15 protein-coding genes are annotated in these 18,045 nt (G+C 67.7%); all 15 read left to right on the top strand.

What is annotated here, in order from left to right; all coding sequences use genetic code 11:
- Window positions 1-112: 112 nt before the first annotated feature.
- Entirely contained in the window at window positions 113-937 is an 825-nt protein-coding gene (locus L1892_RS04850) for a DivIVA domain-containing protein (RefSeq protein WP_235722304.1), read from the top strand.
- A gap of 68 nt (window positions 938-1,005) precedes the next feature.
- Window positions 1,006-1,632, top strand: coding sequence for a YceD family protein (locus L1892_RS04845; RefSeq protein WP_235722390.1), 627 nt, complete (start codon window positions 1,006-1,008; stop codon window positions 1,630-1,632).
- Between the two features lie 85 nt (window positions 1,633-1,717).
- On the top strand, window positions 1,718-2,401 hold the full coding sequence (gene rnc, locus L1892_RS04840; RefSeq protein WP_235722389.1) for a ribonuclease III: 684 nt from the start codon (window positions 1,718-1,720) through the stop codon (window positions 2,399-2,401).
- Window positions 2,402-2,413: 12 nt separating this feature from the next.
- On the top strand, window positions 2,414-3,280 hold the full coding sequence (mutM, locus tag L1892_RS04835; RefSeq protein ID WP_235722303.1) for a bifunctional DNA-formamidopyrimidine glycosylase/DNA-(apurinic or apyrimidinic site) lyase: 867 nt from the start codon (window positions 2,414-2,416) through the stop codon (window positions 3,278-3,280).
- 81 nt (window positions 3,281-3,361) lie between these two features.
- Complete coding sequence (locus tag L1892_RS04830; protein WP_235722302.1) at window positions 3,362-3,820, top strand: OsmC family protein; 459 nt, start codon at window positions 3,362-3,364, stop codon at window positions 3,818-3,820.
- Window positions 3,821-3,825: 5 nt separating this feature from the next.
- Window positions 3,826-4,116, top strand: coding sequence for an acylphosphatase (locus tag L1892_RS04825; protein ID WP_235722301.1), 291 nt, complete (start codon window positions 3,826-3,828; stop codon window positions 4,114-4,116).
- 75 nt (window positions 4,117-4,191) lie between these two features.
- On the top strand, window positions 4,192-7,800 hold the full coding sequence (gene smc / locus L1892_RS04820) for a chromosome segregation protein SMC (protein ID WP_235722300.1): 3,609 nt from the start codon (window positions 4,192-4,194) through the stop codon (window positions 7,798-7,800).
- Between the two features lie 45 nt (window positions 7,801-7,845).
- Window positions 7,846-9,453 (top strand): signal recognition particle-docking protein FtsY, encoded by a 1,608-nt coding sequence (gene ftsY / locus L1892_RS04815; protein ID WP_235722299.1) that lies wholly within the window; start codon window positions 7,846-7,848, stop codon window positions 9,451-9,453.
- Between the two features lie 218 nt (window positions 9,454-9,671).
- Window positions 9,672-11,018 (top strand): ammonium transporter, encoded by a 1,347-nt coding sequence (locus L1892_RS04810; protein ID WP_235722298.1) that lies wholly within the window; start codon window positions 9,672-9,674, stop codon window positions 11,016-11,018.
- Window positions 11,019-11,067: 49 nt separating this feature from the next.
- On the top strand, window positions 11,068-11,406 hold the full coding sequence (locus L1892_RS04805) for a P-II family nitrogen regulator (RefSeq protein ID WP_004572306.1): 339 nt from the start codon (window positions 11,068-11,070) through the stop codon (window positions 11,404-11,406).
- Window positions 11,407-11,504: 98 nt separating this feature from the next.
- Complete coding sequence (locus tag L1892_RS04800; RefSeq protein ID WP_235722297.1) at window positions 11,505-14,051, top strand: [protein-PII] uridylyltransferase; 2,547 nt, start codon at window positions 11,505-11,507, stop codon at window positions 14,049-14,051.
- 71 nt (window positions 14,052-14,122) lie between these two features.
- Window positions 14,123-15,700 (top strand): signal recognition particle protein, encoded by a 1,578-nt coding sequence (ffh, locus tag L1892_RS04795; RefSeq protein WP_235722296.1) that lies wholly within the window; start codon window positions 14,123-14,125, stop codon window positions 15,698-15,700.
- 13 nt (window positions 15,701-15,713) lie between these two features.
- Window positions 15,714-16,808 carry an amidohydrolase family protein gene (locus L1892_RS04790; protein WP_235722295.1) on the top strand — a complete coding sequence of 365 codons (1,095 nt, stop codon included), beginning with the start codon at window positions 15,714-15,716 and terminating at the stop codon, window positions 16,806-16,808.
- A gap of 492 nt (window positions 16,809-17,300) precedes the next feature.
- The gene (gene rpsP, locus L1892_RS04785; RefSeq protein WP_235722294.1) at window positions 17,301-17,792 is read left to right on the top strand and encodes a 30S ribosomal protein S16; all 492 of its coding nucleotides are present in this window, start codon (window positions 17,301-17,303) and stop codon (window positions 17,790-17,792) included.
- Window positions 17,789-18,031 carry an RNA-binding protein gene (locus L1892_RS04780; protein ID WP_235722293.1) on the top strand — a complete coding sequence of 81 codons (243 nt, stop codon included), beginning with the start codon at window positions 17,789-17,791 and terminating at the stop codon, window positions 18,029-18,031. Before rpsP ends, L1892_RS04780 begins: the two co-directional genes overlap by 4 nt.
- The last annotated feature ends 14 nt before the right edge of the window (window positions 18,032-18,045 follow it).

The following is an 18,045-nucleotide window of genomic DNA, read 5'->3' as shown; positions in this document are numbered from 1 at the left end:
GTGTCCCGCGCGACACGCCCCGTCCGCCTCACTAATCACAGACGCACCATTCGGCACAATAGTCACAGTTGTTTCATGCCAACCGAAGGCGACCAGCCGGATTGGGGTAGCTGTGTACCGGGTTTTTGAAGCGCTCGACGAACTCGCCGCCATCGTCGAGGAAGCGCGAAGCGTCCCGATGACCGCGGGTTGCGTCGTGCCACGAGGGGACGTCCTCGAGCTCATCGACGACATCAAGGATTCGATCCCGGGTGAACTCGACGACGCCCAGGATGTGCTCGATCAGCGCGACTCGCTGGTCGGCAACGCCCGCGAGCACGCCGAGACCGTGATCGGCAAGGCCGACTCGGAGTCCGAGGCGGTGATCGCACATGCACGTGCGGAGGCAGACCGCATCCTGTCCGAAGCGAAGGCCCAGGCCGACCGGATGGTCGACGAGGCCGGCGCGCACGGCCGTCAGATGGTCGAAGAGGCCACCGCCGACGCGCATCGGCTGTCGACGAGTGCGGCACGTGAATTCGAAGCGGTCACCGGTCGCGCCCGGGCAGAGGCCCAGCGCACCATCGACTCCGCGAACAACACCTACGACAAGTCCGTGGCCGACGGCATCGCCGAGCAGCAGCGTCTGGTGTCCGAGGCGGAAGTGGTGGCCGCCGCGAAGTCGGAGGCCGAGCGGATCATCGACGCCGCCCATGCTGAGGCCGACCGGCTCCGCGGGGACTGCGACGTCTACGTCGACGAGAAGCTGGCCCAGTTCGAGGAGATCCTCACCGGCACCTTGCGGTCGGTCAATCGGGGACGGCACCAGTTGCGGACCGGCGCGGGGATGCACGACTACGTCGAATACCCGCGCAGCGTCGACGAACCGCCTGCGCCGCGCGGTGCATCGCAGACCCACGATCGCGTCGACAATCAGGGCTCACCGCTGGCCGTCTGAGCGTAGGGCCGGGACCGTTCGAAGAGTCCGCAGGTCGGGCGTATCGTGCAACTGTGGCAGATCGAGCAATGAGCCGGAGTGTCGCGTCTGACGGGGCGAACTCCGGCGGCAAACAGGCCGACCCGTTCGTGCTCGACGTCCGTTCGCTGGGACGTCGAGCGGGGTCTATGTCGGAGGTGCATCGGACCGTCGTCGCGCCGGAACGCATCGGACTGGACATGATCGCGATTCCCGCCGGTTCCGAGGTCGACCTCGATCTGCGGCTGGAGGCGGTCACCGAGGGCGTGCTGGTCACCGGCACGGTGAGCGGTGAGACCGAAGGTCAGTGCTCACGGTGTCTGGAGCCGGTCGACGGCACCGTCACGGTGTTCCTCACCGAATTGTTCGCCTACCCCGACAGCGAGACCGAACAGACCACCGACGCCGACGACGTGCACCGACTCGTCGATGACCGGCTCGACCTCGAGCAGTCGATCATCGACGCCGTCGCCCTCGAATTGCCCATGTCGCCGTTGTGTTCGGAGGATTGCGAGGGCCTCTGCCCCGAATGCGGCGTCCGACTCGCCGTCGCCGAACCGGGACACGCGCACGAACAGATCGATCCCCGATGGGCGGCGTTGCGCGACAAGTTCGGCGCGCCCGGCGACGCCTCACCGCAGGGCCGGGAGACACCGAAGGACCAAGGTGGTGACTGACCCAGACGTGGCCGGCGACAACGACGTGACCGACCAGACGCCCGCGTCACCACCTGATGATCCGGCGCAGGAACGATTTGCCGATCTGCTCCGGGCGCTGCACGCGCAACTGTCCACCGAATTGTTGGTGTTGGCGCTGACTCACCGTTCCTATGCCTACGAGAACGGCGGGCTACCCACCAACGAGCGCTTGGAATTCCTCGGTGACTCGGTGTTGGGGGTGATCATCACCGAACGGCTCTACCTGCGGTACCCGGATCGATCCGAGGGCGAACTGGCCAAGATCCGGGCCAGCGTGGTCAACATGCACGCGCTCGCCGAAGTGGCCCGTGGGCTCGGCGACGGGGGCCTCGGACGTCACCTCTACCTCGGGCGTGGTGAGGAACTCACCGGTGGCCGCAACAAAGACAGCATCCTCGCCGACGGTCTCGAGTCGGTCTTCGGTGCGTTGTACCTGGAACACGGTCTCGCCGTGTGCAAGGACATCATTCTCGGATTGTTCGACGAGATCATCGGCCACGCAGGGCATCTCGGCGCCGGTCTGGACTGGAAGACATCGCTGCAGGAGCTCTCGGCGGAGGGTGGCTACGGGCCGCCGCACTATCAGATCACCTCGACCGGTCCCGACCACAACAAAGAGTTCACCGCAGTCGCGGTGGTGGCCGGCGAGAGTCTGGGTGAGGGGAGTGGGCGTACCAAGAAGGAGGCCGAGCAGAAGGCCGCCGCCTTGGCCTGGCAGGCGCTAACCGACCGCGCCGCCGCGAACTGACCGGATCCGGACGTGCCCGAACTTCCCGAAGTGGAGACCGTGCGGCGCGGTCTGGCCGATCACGTCGAGCGCCGAATCATCACGTCGGTCGACGTGCTACACCCGCGGTCGGCCCGACGTCACGTCGGCGGCGGTGCGGACCTGGTCGGGCGGTTGACCGGTACGCGGGTGGCCGGCGTGCATCGCCGCGGAAAGTATCTGTGGTTCGACATGGCCGATTCGGCCGACAGCTTTCCGCTCGTCGTTCACCTCGGCATGAGCGGTCAGATGCTCATCAGCCCAGCCGGTGCCGAGGACCACATTCACCTGCGCATCCGGGCGACACTCGATGACGGCAACGAGCTGCGGTTCGTCGACCAACGCACCTTCGGCGGCTGGCACGTCGACGAATACGTCGACACCCCCGACGAACTCGGTCGGTGGCTGCCGGAATCGATCGCGCACATCGCCCCGGACCCATTCGATCCGACCTTCGATGCCGCCCGAGTGACCGCCGTCATCCGGTCGCGGCACACCGAGATCAAACGGGCCCTGCTGGACCAGACGGTGATCTCCGGCGTCGGCAACATCTACGCCGACGAGGCGTTGTGGCGCAGCCGGGTCCACGGCACCCGGCTGACCGACGGGCTCAGCCGGGCGAAGGTGATCGACCTGCTCGCGTCGGTCAGCGATGTCATGGGTGACGCGCTCGTCGTCGGCGGAACCTCATTCGACTCGCTGTATGTGAACGTCAACGGGGAGTCGGGTTACTTCGAGCGCTCGCTGAACGCCTACGGTCGCGCCGGTGAACCGTGTCGACGATGCGGGGCCATCATGCGGCGCGAGCAATTCATGAACCGCAGCTCGTACTTCTGTCCGAAGTGTCAACGTAAGCGCTGAGTCTGTCGCCCAGTCGACGAAGTTCAGCGCCCAGTCGACGAGAATCAGAGCCCAGTCAACGAAAAGCAAACGAAAGCGACCATGAGCACCGATCAACACCTGTCCCAGACCGATGGCAGCACTGCACGCCCCCACACCGAACTCTGGGTGGAACGCACCGGAACGCGCCGCTACACCGGGCGCAGTTCTCGCGGCGCCGAGGTGCTGGTCGGTTCCGAGGACGTCGACGGCGTCTTCACCCCCGGCGAGTTGCTCAAGATCGCGCTCGCCGCATGCACCGGCATGTCCTCGGACCGGCCGCTGTCGCGCCGCCTCGGCGATGACTACGACGCCACGGTCCGCGTGAGCGGCGCCGCCGATCGGGAGAACGAGGTGTATCCCGTCCTCGACGAAGTGCTCGAGATCGACCTGTCCGAACTCGACGCCGACGCAGCGCAACGACTACTGGTGGTGGTCGAGCGGGCGGTCGACGCCGTCTGCACGGTCGGCCGCACCATCAAGGCCGGCGCGACGGTCAATCTGAGTATCGAAACGGACTGAGCGCGATGACCGACAACGCCGACGACCTGGTCCGGCTCACCGCACACGTCCACGGACTGGTGCAGGGTGTGGGCTTCCGGTGGTGGACCCGGTCGCGTGCGCTCGAACTCGGTCTGGTCGGTTACGCCGCCAACCTCGCCGACGGCCGCGTCCTCGTGGTCGCCGAGGGCTCCCGCGCCGACACCGAAGCTCTGCTCGCCGCGTTGCGTTCCGGCGACACACCCGGGTCGGTCGACGTCGTGGTGGAACGAGTCGACCCGCCACGCGGTGACCTGCGGGGTTTCGTCGAGAAATAGCTGCGTGCCGACGACTCTGCACAGGGTGCGCGTGCTGGCGCCGCCACCGCGCGATGGTGAGTATTCTGTACCGTCGTGCACCTCAAGAGCCTGACCCTGAAGGGCTTCAAGTCGTTTGCGTCGTCCACGACGCTGCGCTTCGAGCCCGGCATCACCTGCGTGGTGGGCCCCAACGGGTCGGGCAAATCCAACGTCGTCGACGCCCTGACCTGGGTGATGGGCGAGCAAGGTGCCAAGGCCCTGCGCGGCGGCAAGATGGAAGACGTCATCTTCGCCGGCACCTCCGGTCGTCCGCCCCTGGGGCGTGCCGAGGTGACCCTCACCATCGACAACGCCGATGGGGCCCTGCCCATCGAGTACTCCGAGGTGTCGGTCACCCGGCGCATGTTCCGCGACGGCGCGGGTGAATACGAGATCAACGGCAACTCGTGCCGCCTGATGGACGTGCAGGAACTGCTCAGCGACTCCGGTATCGGCCGCGAGATGCACGTCATCGTCGGACAGGGCCGCCTCGCCGCGATCCTCGAGGCCCGGCCCGAGGAGCGTCGAGCGTTCATCGAGGAGGCCGCCGGCGTCCTCAAACACCGCAAACGCAAAGAGAAGGCGGTCCGCAAACTCGATTCGATGCAGGCCAACCTGGCGCGCCTGACCGACCTGACCGGCGAGCTGCGCCGCCAACTCAAGCCATTGGGGCGTCAGGCCGAGGTCGCCCGCCGGGCGCAGACGGTGCAGGCCGACCTGCGTGACGCCCGGTTGCGGTTGGCCGCCGACGACCTGGTGACCCGGCGCACCGAGATGGCCGAACACACCGCGGTGGAGGACGAGGTGCGGGCCCAGCAGGACGAGGTGACCGCATTGCTCGACCGGGCCACCGAGGAACTGGGTGAGCATGAACGTCATCTGGCCGAGGTCGCACCCGCCGCCACGGCGGCCGGTCAGACCTGGTTTCGGTTGTCGGCCCTGGCCGAACGCGTCGACGCCACTTCGCGCGTCGCGGCCGAGCGCACCCGCTACCTCAGCGAACCCGTCGCCACCAGCAGCGGCCCCGATCCCGAGGAACTCGACCGGCAGGCCGAGCAGGCCGCCGCCACGGAGTCCGAGCTCGGTGCGGCGGTGACCGCCGCCGCGGAGTATCTCGAGGCGACGCAGGAGGAACTGGCGCGCCACGAGGAGGCCGCAGCCGAGGCCGAACGCGCCCACATGGCCGCGGTGCGAGCCATCGCCGACCGGCGCGAAGGGCTGGCCCGACTCGAAGGTCAGGTCGACAACCTGCGCACCAGGTCGGAGTCGGTGGATGCCGAGGCGGCCCGATTGACGGCGGCCATCGCCGCGGCCAACGAACGTGCCGAGGCCGCGCAGGCCCGCCAGGACGCCACGGCCACCGTGCTCGGTGAATACGAAGCCGCCGAGCACGGGCTCGATGAACACCACGAACGTTCGGTCACCGCGCTGAATCTGGCCAACGAACGTGTCGCGTCGCTGCAGACCGAGCAGCGCGAGACCGAGCAGCGCATCGCATCGCTCACCGCGCGTATCGAGGCACTCGAACTCGGGTTGGAACGCAACGACGGCGGCGCCTGGCTGCTCGAGCACGCGCCCGACGGCCTGCTCGCGCCGATGTCGGAGCTGCTGACCGTGGACAACGGATACGAGACGGCGATCGCGGGAGCGCTGGGCAACGCGGTCGACGCCATCGCGACCGTGGATGCGCTCGCCGCTGTCAGCGCCCTTGCGGCACTGAAATCCGGCGACGGCGGGCGAGCCTCGCTGATCCTGGGGGGTCTGCCGAGCCAGCGCCCAACCCCCGACATCGAGCTGCCGGCCGGGGCGCGCTGGGCGGCGACGGTCGTGTCGTGTCCGGACTCGATCCGCGGCGCGGTGGAACTGGTGCTGGGGGACACCGTGGTGGTCGCCACCGCAGAGCAGGGCCTCGAGATCGCCCAGCGCCACCGACTGCGCACGGTCACCCGCGACGGCGACCGAATCGGCCCGGGATCGGTGGAAGGCGGGTCGTCGCACCGGCCGTCCACACTCGAGGTGCAGTCGTCGATCGACATCGCCGCCGAGGAATTGGTGGCGGCGCGCCGGCGGTCCGAGGAGATCGAGGCCGCGCTCGACGGCGCACTCGCCGAGCAGGTCACCCGGCGCGAATCCGCTGAGGAGGCGCTCGCGGCATTGCACGAGTCCGACGCCAACGTCGGCGGCACCTACGAGGAGATGGCGCGGCTGGGCCACGAGATCCGGGTCGCCCACGCGGAGGCCGACCGCCTCACCCGGCAACGCACCAAGGCCGAAGAAGGCCGCAGCGAGATGGTCGAGAACCTGCGGCAACTCGAAGAGCGCCTCCGGTATGCCCGCGACGAATCGGAGACCGCGCCGGCCCAGGTGGGGGACGAGGAACCGAGAGCCGCGGCCGCCGAGGCCGTGGCCGCTGCCCGGGCGGCCGAGATGGAATCCCGGCTGCAGCTGCGCACCGCCGAGGAACGGTTGGCCTCGGTGCGCGGACGCGCCGATTCCTTGCGTCGGGCGGCCGTGCGCGAACGCGAGGCGCGGGTGCGGGCCGAACGCCAGGATCGGGCCCGACGTCAGGCAGCAGCCGTCGCCGAGGCCGTCGCGGCCGCGGCGCGCGACGTCTCGGACCGGCTGCAGGTGTCGGTGGCGGCCGCACAGTCCGGCCGGGACGAACTCGAACAGATGCGAATCGAACGCACCGCCGCTGTCGACGACCTGAAAGGCCAGGTCAACGACCTCACCGCGCAGCTGGGCAGCCTCAAGGACGCGGTTCATCGCGACGAGGTGGCCCGCGCGCAGGCGGCGCTGAGGATCGAACAGCTCGAGGAACAGATCCTGGAATCGTTCGCGATCGCACCCGACGATCTCATCGGCGAGTACGGCCCTGAGGTCCCGATGCCTCCGTCCGCCCTCGAGATGCAGGAGTACGAACAAGCCAAGGAACGCGGCGAGTCGGTGGTCGCGCCCGCACCGATGCCCTTCGATCGCAAGGCCCAGGAGGCGCGCGCGAAGAAAGCCCAGAAAGACCTGAACACGCTGGGGAAGGTGAATCCGCTCGCCCTCGAGGAGTTCGCCGCACTCGAAGAGCGCTACAACTTCCTGTCGGCTCAACTCGAGGACGTCAAGGCGGCGCGACGCGACCTGCTCGCGGTGGTCGACGAGGTGGATGCGCGCATCCTGCAGGTGTTCACCGAGGCCTACGCCGATGTGGAACGCGAGTTCACCGAGGTGTTCCGTACCCTGTTCCCCGGCGGTGAGGGACGCCTCGTACTCACCGAACCGGGAGACATGCTGACGACGGGTATCGAAGTGGAAGCACGGCCACCGGGCAAGAAGGTCAAACGTCTGTCGCTGCTGTCCGGCGGCGAGAAGTCGCTGACCGCCGTCGCGATGCTGGTGGCGATCTTTCGCGCCCGGCCCTCGCCCTTCTACGTCATGGACGAGGTGGAGGCGGCCCTCGACGACACCAACCTGCGTCGCCTGATCTCGTTGTTCGAGCAACTGCGCGAGCGCTCGCAGCTGATAGTCATCACCCATCAGAAGCCGACCATGGAGGTCGCCGACGCGCTGTACGGCGTGAGCATGCGTGGCGATGGGATCACCGCGGTGATCTCTCAGCGCCTGCGAGGTGTCGACATCCCGGTGAGTCAACAAACCCAGGCGCCCGGATAGTCGCGGCGTCCACCCGACCGACAACCAACGGAAAGCGAATCGCCAGTGAACACCCCCATCATCATCGGCATCGTCATCGCCGTCATCGTGCTCATCGCGCTCGTCGCGGGCGGGGTGGCGGTGTCGCGACGCCGGCGGATCTCGCTGTCGGACGACACCGGATCGCAGGGTGCGGTCGACGGCACGACCCGTCAGGTCGACAAATCGGGCGGATACAAGGCCGGGTCGGGATTCAGCTTCAGCCAGGGTGGCGCGGGCGGGGTCGGGCTCGCCGAGCCGCCGGAGCCGGCCACGCCCGCAGCGCCCACCGCACCTGCCGAACCGGCCACGCCTGCCGAACCGGCCACACCGGTGCCGCCGACCGAACGGACCGAGGTCGATGGACAGCCGGGCGTCGGTGACGACGCCTCGGTTCCCCGCGATTCCGCGCAGCGTGGCATCCAGGACGTCGCACTGCCCGGTATCGACGACTCGGCTCCCGACGAAGCAGTCGTCGAGGACGCCGCTGTGGAGACCTCCGAGGTGGCGGAAGCACCGGGGGACACCCCCGCGGCGACCGAGTCCACCGAGACTGCCGGGAGCGTCGAGGTTCCCGAGTCCCCGGCGGAACTGTTCGAGGCACCTGCGCCCGATGCCGCCGGCGCGCCCGACACCATCCCCGTCGAGACCGAACCCGACAGCGCGCCCGAGGTGGAGGCGGGGCTCGCGCCCGGCCCGGCCCCGGTCGAGGAGATCGCGCCCACCGCCGGACGCCTCGGACGACTACGTGGCCGGCTCTCGCGGTCGCAAGGCGCCATCGGCAAGAGCATGCTCGGACTGCTCGGTGCCGGCGACCTCGACGAGGACAGCTGGGAGGAGATCGAGGACACGCTGCTGATGGCCGACCTCGGCACCACCGCGACGATGGCCGTCGTCGAGCGTCTGCGCACCGAACTCGCCGCCAACAACGTGCGCACCGCCGACGAGGCGCGCGCGACACTGCGCCGGGTCCTTGTCGACCAGCTCTGGCCCGAACTCGATCGATCGGTGCGGGCGCTGCCGCATGCGGGTGGACCGGCCGTCATCCTCGTCGTCGGGGTCAACGGCACCGGCAAGACCACCACCACCGGCAAACTCGCCCGAGTGCTCGTGGCCGACGGCCGCCGGGTGCTGCTCGGCGCCGCGGACACCTTCCGCGCCGCGGCCGCCGACCAGCTGCAGACCTGGGGTGAGCGGGTCGGTGCCGACGTCGTGCGCGGCAAGGAACAGGCCGATCCGGCGTCGGTGGCCTTCGACGCCGTCGCCAAGGGCATCGACACCGGCGTCGACGTGGTCATGATCGACACCGCCGGTCGACTGCACACCAAGACCGGGCTGATGGACGAACTCGGCAAGGTCAAGCGCGTCGTCGAGAAGAAGGCGCCGGTCGACGAGGTGTTGCTGGTGCTCGACGCGACCGTCGGGCAGAACGGGCTCACCCAAGCCCGGGTATTCGCCGAGGTGGTCGACATCTCGGGCGTGGTGTTGACCAAACTCGACGGCACCGCAAAGGGGGGCATCGTCTTCCACGTCCAGGAGGAGCTCGGTGTGCCGGTGAAACTGGTCGGCCTCGGCGAGGGCGCCGACGACCTCGCGCCGTTCGAGCCGGAGGCCTTCGTCGACGCTTTGCTGTAGTCACAGTCGCGATCCGACAACACAAAAGCGGCGTCGGACATCCTTCGGCGAGGCTGAGAAGCAGCTGAAGCGCGACCAGGGCCGTTACGCGCACGAAATATAAAACGTTCACGGGTTCACACGCCCGAAACCTCAGGGCACCACAGCTGAAACCGTCTGCCGACAGAGTCTCTGTGCAGGCGTCGAGCCGTCGGCGCACTTGAGGGAGGTTTCACAAAGTGGTTTTGGCACTGCCAGAAGAAGTTTTTGGCGAAGTCAACCCCGGTGATACGGCGTGGATGCTCGCCGCAGCGGGTTTGGTGTTGCTGATGACGCCCGGACTCGCCTTTTTCTACGGGGGGCTGGCTCGGGGCAAGTCTGTCCTGAACATGATGATGATGTCGTTCGGCTCGCTGGCCACGGTCAGCGTGGTCTACGTGTTGTGGGGATTCTCGATGTCGTTCTCCGACGGCATCACCGGCAACAGTGACATCGCCGGCATCTTCGCCAATCCGTTCGCGCTGTTCGGTTCCGACCAACTGACGGCCACCGCGGGTACCGAGGACGCGACGACGTACGTGACCGCCGGAATGAGCATCCCGGCCATCGTGTTCCTGGGCTTCCAGCTGACCTTCGCGGTCATCACCGTCGCCCTGATCAGCGGCGCGCTCGCCGAACGCGTGAAGTTCTCGACCTGGCTGATCTTCACCGTGCTCTGGTCGACGATCGTCTACTTCCCGCTCTCGCACATGGTGTGGGGCGGTCTCGTCGGGGGCGGCGGCATCATGGGCGGCGGCGAAGACGGTTTTGCTGCTTGGATGTTCGGCAGCACCGACGGTGAGGCCAACGTGGCGCCGATCGACTTCGCCGGTGGCACCGTGGTTCACATCAACGCCGGTATGGCCGCGTTGGTCCTGGCTCTGATCGTCGGCGCTCGCTCCGGCTTCGGCCGTACCGCCTACCGTCCGCACAACATCCCGTTCGTGATGCTCGGCGCAGCGCTGCTGTGGTTCGGCTGGTTCGGCTTCAACGCCGGTTCGGAACTGGCCGCCGACATGACCGCCGGCCTGGTGTGGGTCAACACGACCGCCGCCACCGCCGCAGCGATCATCGGCTGGCTTGCGGTGGAGATCATCCGCGACAAGCACGCCACCAGCGTGGGCGCCGCGTCCGGTATCGTCGCCGGTCTGGTCGCGATCACCCCGGCCTGTGGCTCGCTGACCCCGGTCGGCTCGCTGATCCTCGGCGTCATCGCCGGTGCACTGGCGGCCCTTGCCATCGGTCTGAAGAACAAGTTCGGCTACGACGACTCGCTCGACGTGGTCGGCGTGCACCTCGTCGCCGGCCTGTGGGGCACCGTCGGTGTGGGCCTGCTCGCCAAGGACGTCGGCCTGTTCTGGGGCGGCGACTACAAGCAAGTCGTCGTGCAGATCGTCATCGCGGCCTTCGCGCTCGTCTTCACCGGTGTCCTCACCACGATCATCGCCCTCGCGCTCAAACCACTCGGCTGGAAGATCGGCCAGGAGGACGAGCACAACGGCATCGACGAGGCAGAACATGCGGAGACAGCCTATGAACTGGCATGAATCCCTGCACTTTCGCCTATACGCTGATTCCTGTGGAGAGGGATAACTGATGAAGCTGATCACCGCAATCGTGAAGCCGTTCACGCTCGAGGACGTCAAAGCAGGACTCGAGCAGGCCGGAATCCTGGGTATGACCGTCAGTGAGGTCCAGGGATACGGCCGCCAGAAGGGCCACACCGAGGTCTATCGCGGCGCCGAGTACTCGGTGGACTTCGTTCCCAAGGTCCGCGTCGAGGTGGTCGTGGACGACGCCGCCGTCGACAAGGTCGTCGACGTGATCGTCGAGGCGGCGCGTACGGGCAAGATCGGGGACGGAAAGGTGTGGGTCTCGCCGGTCGAATCGGTTGTCCGAGTTCGGACCGGGGAGCGCGGCGGCGACGCGCTCTGATCCGGGGCAACCCGCCCCTTTGAAAAAAGACTCACGACCCCGCGTCTGAAGACTCAGGCGCGGGGTCGTGTCCATCACGAAGGAAGTGTAAGAACTCCGTGGCAGCAACAGATCTCGCGGCGACCCGTCGGCAACTCCTGCAGTCGGGGCAGGCGGGCAAGCTCGACGCCCCCGGCCTGCGACAGGTGCTTGTCGATCTCCACGAGTTCTGGCTGACCAGCAAGGGAGCCGAGCTCGGTGTGCGCCCACAGAGTGGGTATGCCATCGTCGCCGTCGGCGGACTCGGCCGCGGAGAGCTGTTGCCCTTCTCCGATCTCGATCTGATCCTGCTGCACGACGGAATGCCGCACGACGAGGTCGCCGAGGTGGCCGACGGGCTCTGGTATCCGTTGTGGGACGCCAACATTGCGCTCGACCACAGTGTGCGAACGGTGCCACAGGCGTTGCAGGTGGCGGCCGAAGACGTCAGCGCCGCAATGGGGTTGCTCGAGGCCCGGCACATCGCCGGCGATGAGGACCTGTCCAATCTGTTGATCAGTGGGGTCCGCCAGCAGTGGCGCACCGAGATCCGCGATCGGTTCCCGGCCGTGGTGTCACATGCGCAGGACCGGTGGCGACGAGCCGGTGACATCGCGCACCGCGCGGAGCCCGACCTGAAGAACGGCCGGGGCGGTCTGCGTGATGTGCAACTGCTGGGGGCGCTGGCGATCGCCCAACTCACCGACGGCATGGCCAGTCTGCGCCCGGATTCGCCGGGCGCAGGGCCGCAGGTGGCGTATGCGCGTTTGCTGGACATCCGCACCGAGCTGCACCGCATTGCCGGACGACCGCGCGAACAGGTGCGTGCCCAGGATGCCGACGAGATCGGTGCGGCGCTGCGGATCGGTGACCGTTTCGATCTCGCCCGGGTGATCAGCGATGCCGCCCGCACCATCAGCTACTCCATCGACGTCGGTTTGCGCACCGCGGGTAACGCTTTGCCGCGCCGTGGATTGGCGAAACTACGGCGGTCGCCGATACGACGGCCCCTGGACGAAGGGGTGGTGGAGCACAACGGGGAAATCGTGTTGGCGCGCAACGCGATCCCGAGTAAAGACCCCGGTCTGATCCTGCGTGTCGCGTCGGCATCGGCGCGCACGGGTCTGCCGATCAGCGCGTCGACACTGAGCCGACTGGCCGACTACGCGCCGGAACTGCGTGAACCGTGGCCGGCCGAAGCACTCAGCGATCTGCTGGTGTTGCTCGGTGCCGGACACCACATGGTCGACCCGATCGAGGCCCTCGACCGCACCGGGTTGTGGGGTCGATTGCTGCCCGAATGGGGTGCGGTCCGAGACCTTCCCCCGCGGGACGCGATTCACACCTGGACCGTCGACCGGCATCTGGTGGAGACGGCCGCCCATGCCGGGTCGATGACCACGCGGGTGTCGCGGCCCGATCTGCTGGTGCTCGGTGCGCTACTGCACGACATCGGCAAGGGCCGCGGGGCCGACCACAGCATCGTCGGCGCCGACCTCGCGATCCAGATCGGTAACCGGTTCGGGCTGTGGCCGCAGGATGTCACGGTGCTCTCGGAGATGGTGCGACATCACCTGCTGCTCCCGAGCATCGCCACCCGACGTGATCTGGACGACCCGGCCACCGCCGAATTCGTGGCGGAGACACTCGGATACAACCGGGCGCTGCTCGAATTGCTGTCCGCGTTGGCCGAGGCCGACTCGCTGGCCACCGGCCCCGGTGTGTGGGGGGAGTGGAAGGCGTCGTTGATCAACGACCTCGTTCGTCGGGCGTTTCGCCTCATCGACGGTGACGAACTCGCCCGCCCCGATGCGCTCACCTCCGAACAGATCGCTCTCGCCGAGGCGGGCGGCTTCTCGGTCGACATCGAGCAGGCCGACGGACCGCACACCTTCCGCATCACGATGGTCGCCCCGGATGCGACGGGCCTGCTGTCGAAGATGGCCGGCGTGTTGAGTCTGAACGGGTTGCGGTCGCACTCGGCGACCGTGCAGAGCCATGCGGGCAGCGCGGTCAACACCTTCGTGGTGGTGCCGCTGTTCGGCAGTCCACCCGAGGCCGGGCTGATCCGTCAACAACTGATGGCGGCGGTGGACGGCAAGATCGATGTGCTGGCCCGTCTCGACGCCCGCGAGACCGAGTCGCCGATCCCGACGATCGGTTCGGTGTCGGCACCGGGCGCCGCGACGTCGGCCGGCAGCACCGATCCGGCCGTCGACGGTGCCGGGCACCCCAAGAACGCGGTGCCCGCATTGTTCGCCGTCGCGCCGCCGCGGGTGCTGTGGGTGCACCACGATGCCGAGGCGACGGGACCCGATCCGGGCCCCGATCCCGGCGAGGTGATCCTCGAGCTGCGCACCGACGACAGACTGGGGTTGTTGAGTCGGGTCAGCTCGGTCATCGAACGCCACGGCGCGCAGGTCCGCTGGGCCAAGGTCACCACGTTGGGCAGCACCGTGGTCGACACGTTCTGCCTGCACCTCGCCGATGACGGCGAAGCCGCCCGCACCGCCCTCGCCGACGACGTGCTCGCCGTGTGCCCACCGCCCCAACCGCGTTCCGACGACGACGGAAACGGTCCCGACGCCTATGGTGGTACCGCCCGGTCCGGGGTGCCCATCAGCTGACGCGCGACCGCCAGGCAAAGAGTCGGGGCCACACCCGGAGTGCCGCATGACGAGCATGGAAGACTAGAAGAATGTTCGATTCGCTTTCCGATCGGTTGGGCAGTGCGCTCAAGGACCTGCGCGGCAAAGGACGGCTGTCCGACGCCGACATCGACCGCACCTGCCGGGAGATCCGGCTGGCGTTGCTGGAGGCCGACGTCTCGCTGCCGGTGGTGCGCGGTTTCATCGCGAAGGTCAAGGAACGTGCCAAGGGCGCGGAGGTGTCCGGAGCGCTGAATCCGGCGCAGCAGGTCGTCAAGATCGTCAACGACGAACTCGTCGGCATCCTCGGTGGGGAGACCCGTCGGATCGAATATGCGAAGAAGCCGCCGACGGTGATCATGCTCGCCGGCCTGCAGGGTGCCGGTAAGACCACGTTGGCCGGCAAGCTCGGCAACTGGCTCAAGAAGCAGGGGCATCAGCCGTTGCTGGTGGCCTGCGACCTGCAGCGGCCCGGGGCGGTCTCGCAGCTGCAGATCGTCGGCGAACGTGCCGGCGTCAAAGTGTTCGCACCGGACCCCGGTACCAGCATCGGACAGACCGGTGAGCTGGGCACGGTCAGTTCCGGTGATCCTGTCGCGGTGGCTCGTGATGGTGTGGCCGAGGCGACGGCGCAGCACTACGACGTGGTCGTCATCGACACCGCAGGTCGACTCGGTATCGACGAGGAGCTGATGCGGCAGGCCTCCGACATCCGGGAGGCCACCGAACCCGACGAGGTCCTGTTCGTCGTCGACGCCATGATCGGTCAGGACGCCGTCAGCACCGCCGAGGCATTCCAGGACGGCGTCGGCTTCACCGGCGTGGTGCTCACCAAACTCGACGGCGACGCCCGCGGCGGTGCGGCGCTGTCGGTGCGCGAGGTCACCGGGCGCCCGATCATGTTCGCGTCGTCGGGGGAGAAGCTCGACGACTTCGACGTCTTCCACCCCGACCGGATGGCCAGTCGCATCCTGGGCATGGGCGATGTGCTGTCGCTCATCGAGCAGGCCGAACAGCACTGGGATGCCCAGCAGGCCGAGGCCGCGGCCGCCAAGATCACCCAGGGTGAACTCACCCTCGAGGACTTCCTCGACCAGATGCTGATGATCCGCAAAATGGGGCCGATCGGCAACATCTTGGGCATGTTGCCGGGCGCCGGGCAGATGAAGGACGCGCTCTCACAGGTCGACGACAAGCAGCTCGATCGGGTGCAGGCGATCATCCGCGGTATGACGCCTGCCGAGCGCGACAACCCGAAGATCATCAACGCCTCCCGGCGGCTGCGCATCGCCAATGGCTCCGGCGTCACGGTCAGCGAGGTCAACCAACTCGTGGACCGCTTCTTCGAGGCCCGCAAGATGATGGCGCAGATGTCCGGCCGGATGGGAATGGGCGTCGGTGGCGGCCGTAAGAACAACCGCAAGAAGGGCAAGGGCAAGAAGGGCAAGGGCAAGAGTCGGGGGCCCACACCGCCGAAGGTGCGGGGTGGATTCCCCGGGATGGCCGGGATGCCCGGGATGCCGGGCGGGTTCCCCGATCTGTCCAACATGCCGGCGGGTCTCGACGAACTGCCGCCGGGGCTCGAAGGCATCGACGTCTCACAGTTCCAGAACCCGAAGAAGAAGTGACGAGGCCGCCGACGTGACCGAAGCCGTGCCCGACCGCGACATTCGTCACTACCGCGGCATCGACCCGTTCACCGATGAACAGATCGACCTGTGGGTCGTCGACGGGTTCATCACCCGGGAGCCGGTGCGCGGCGCCGAGACGGCTGCCGACGGTGGCTGGATCATCCCGGGTCTGGTGGATGCGCACAACCATGTCGGCATCGCACCGGGACTCGGCGTGACCATCGAGCAGGCCCGCCGGTATGCGCATGCCGACGTGCGGGCGGGCACCCTGCTGATCCGCGAGGTCGGTTCCCCGCTGGACACCCATCCGCTCGATGGTGACTCGAGTTGCCCCCGGTTCATCCGGTCCGGCAAGCACATCGCTCGGCCCAAGCGGTACCTGCGCGACTACGGTGTGGACCTCGAGAACCCCGACGATCTGGCCGCCGAGGTCACCCGGCAGGCCCGCGACGGCGACGGCTGGGTCAAGCTGGTCGGCGACTGGATCGACCGGGAGGTCGGCGACCTCGCCCCGCTGTGGACCAGAGCGCAACTCGACGCCGCCGTCGCCGCGGCCCACGCCGAGGGCGCGCGCATCACGGCGCATGTGTTCGGGGCCGATGCCCTGCCCGATCTGATCGCCGCCGGTGTGGACTGCATCGAGCACGGTACGGGGCTGACCACCGATCTGATGGATGCGATGGTGGAGCGATCGATCGCGTTGGTCCCGACGCTGATCCAGGTGGAGAACTTTCCGGGTATCGCCGACGGCGCCGACCGGTTTCCCACCTACCAGGCCAACATGCGCAAGCTCTACGACAATGCCGGTGCGGTGTTCGCCGCCGCGCGAGAGGCGGGTGTCGCGATGTTCGCGGGCACCGACGCCGGCGGCTTCGTCGAGCACGGTCGGATCGTCGACGAGATCGACGCGATGGCCGCGGTCGGCTTCGGTGCGCGCGATGCGTTGTACGCGGCATCGGTCGCGCCTCGACGCTGGTTGGGTGCTGGGGTGCTCGAAGAAGGCGACCCGGCCGACTTCCTGGTGCTCGCCGAGGATCCCCGCGTCGACCTGACCACGCTGCGACGGCCCACCGAGATCGTTTGCTCGGGGCTAACTGTCCACTAGCGGTAGCTCACAGCAATCGCAGGTCGCAGCCTTTGGTGTGACGTATTCGTGTGAGGTAATGCACTCGGTGTGAGCTGGTGGTGCTAACTTACCGGCTGGTAAAGTAATCGCTGCGCAGCAGGGTTCGCGACGCCGGAGCCCGCATTCGGTTCGACGGTTCGGGTAACGGTCGGGGGAGGCCGCCGAGTCGACCGAGGTGCGAAAAAGCTCAGCGATCGTTTGCGTGACATGTGGTTACCTTCAGCGGGGTGGGTAACCACATGTCGGACCCCACCGACAGACTCCACCGCTACCCCGTGAATCGCACCCGTGTCAGTGGTGCGGCTTTGGCCCGTGATTTCCGATCCGGCCCGCTCATCTGGCAGAATTGCACGTCGGTTCGCCGGAACCGGTTACGTACCGACCGGCGGTCACACCGAAACAGAACGCAAAACCGGGTCCGTCGCTCCGGGCGGGCCGCTGAATTGCGCAGTGACCACTGAAAGAGAAGACATGGCTGTCAAGATCAAGCTCACGCGGCTCGGCAAGATCCGCAACCCGCAATACCGCATCGTCGTCGCCGACTCTCGGACCCGCCGCAACGGCCGGGCGATCGAGACCATCGGCAAGTACCACCCGAAGGAAGAGCCGAGCCTGATCGAGGTCGACTCCGAGCGCGCCCAGTACTGGCTCGGCGTCGGCGCCCAGCCGACCGAACCGGTCGAGGCCATCCTCAAGGTCACCGGTGATTGGCAGAAGTTCAAGGGCCTGCCGGGCGCCGAGGGCACCCTGAAGACCAAGGAGCCGAAGGCGTCGAAGCTGGATCTGTTCAACGCTGCGCTCGCCGCCGCGGACAGCGAGCCGGTCGCCGATGCCACCACTCCCAAGAAGAAGGCCGCCAAGAAGGCCGACGCCGACACCGCGGCCGCAGAGGCGCGCCCGGCCGAGGCGCCTGCCGACCAGGCTCCGGCCGACCAGGTCCCGGCCGCTCAGGGTGACGCGTGAGCGCTGTCGTCGCCGACGCGGTCGAGCATCTCGTCCGTGGCATCGTTGCCAACCCTGACGACGTCCGTGTCGAAATGATCACCGGGCGTCGTGGCCGGCTGGTCGAGGTACACGTCAATCCCGAGGATCTCGGCAAGGTGATCGGCCGCAATGGTCGCACCGCTACCGCCCTGCGCACTCTCGTCGGCGGCATCGGTGGCCGCGGGATGCGTGTGGACATCGTCGACACCGACCGCTGATCGACACTTCTGCG

The sequence above is a fragment of the Gordonia tangerina genome (assembly GCF_021556435.1).
GTDB lineage: Bacteria > Actinomycetota > Actinomycetes > Mycobacteriales > Mycobacteriaceae > Gordonia > Gordonia tangerina.
This window is presented reverse-complemented; position numbering and strand designations above follow the sequence as displayed.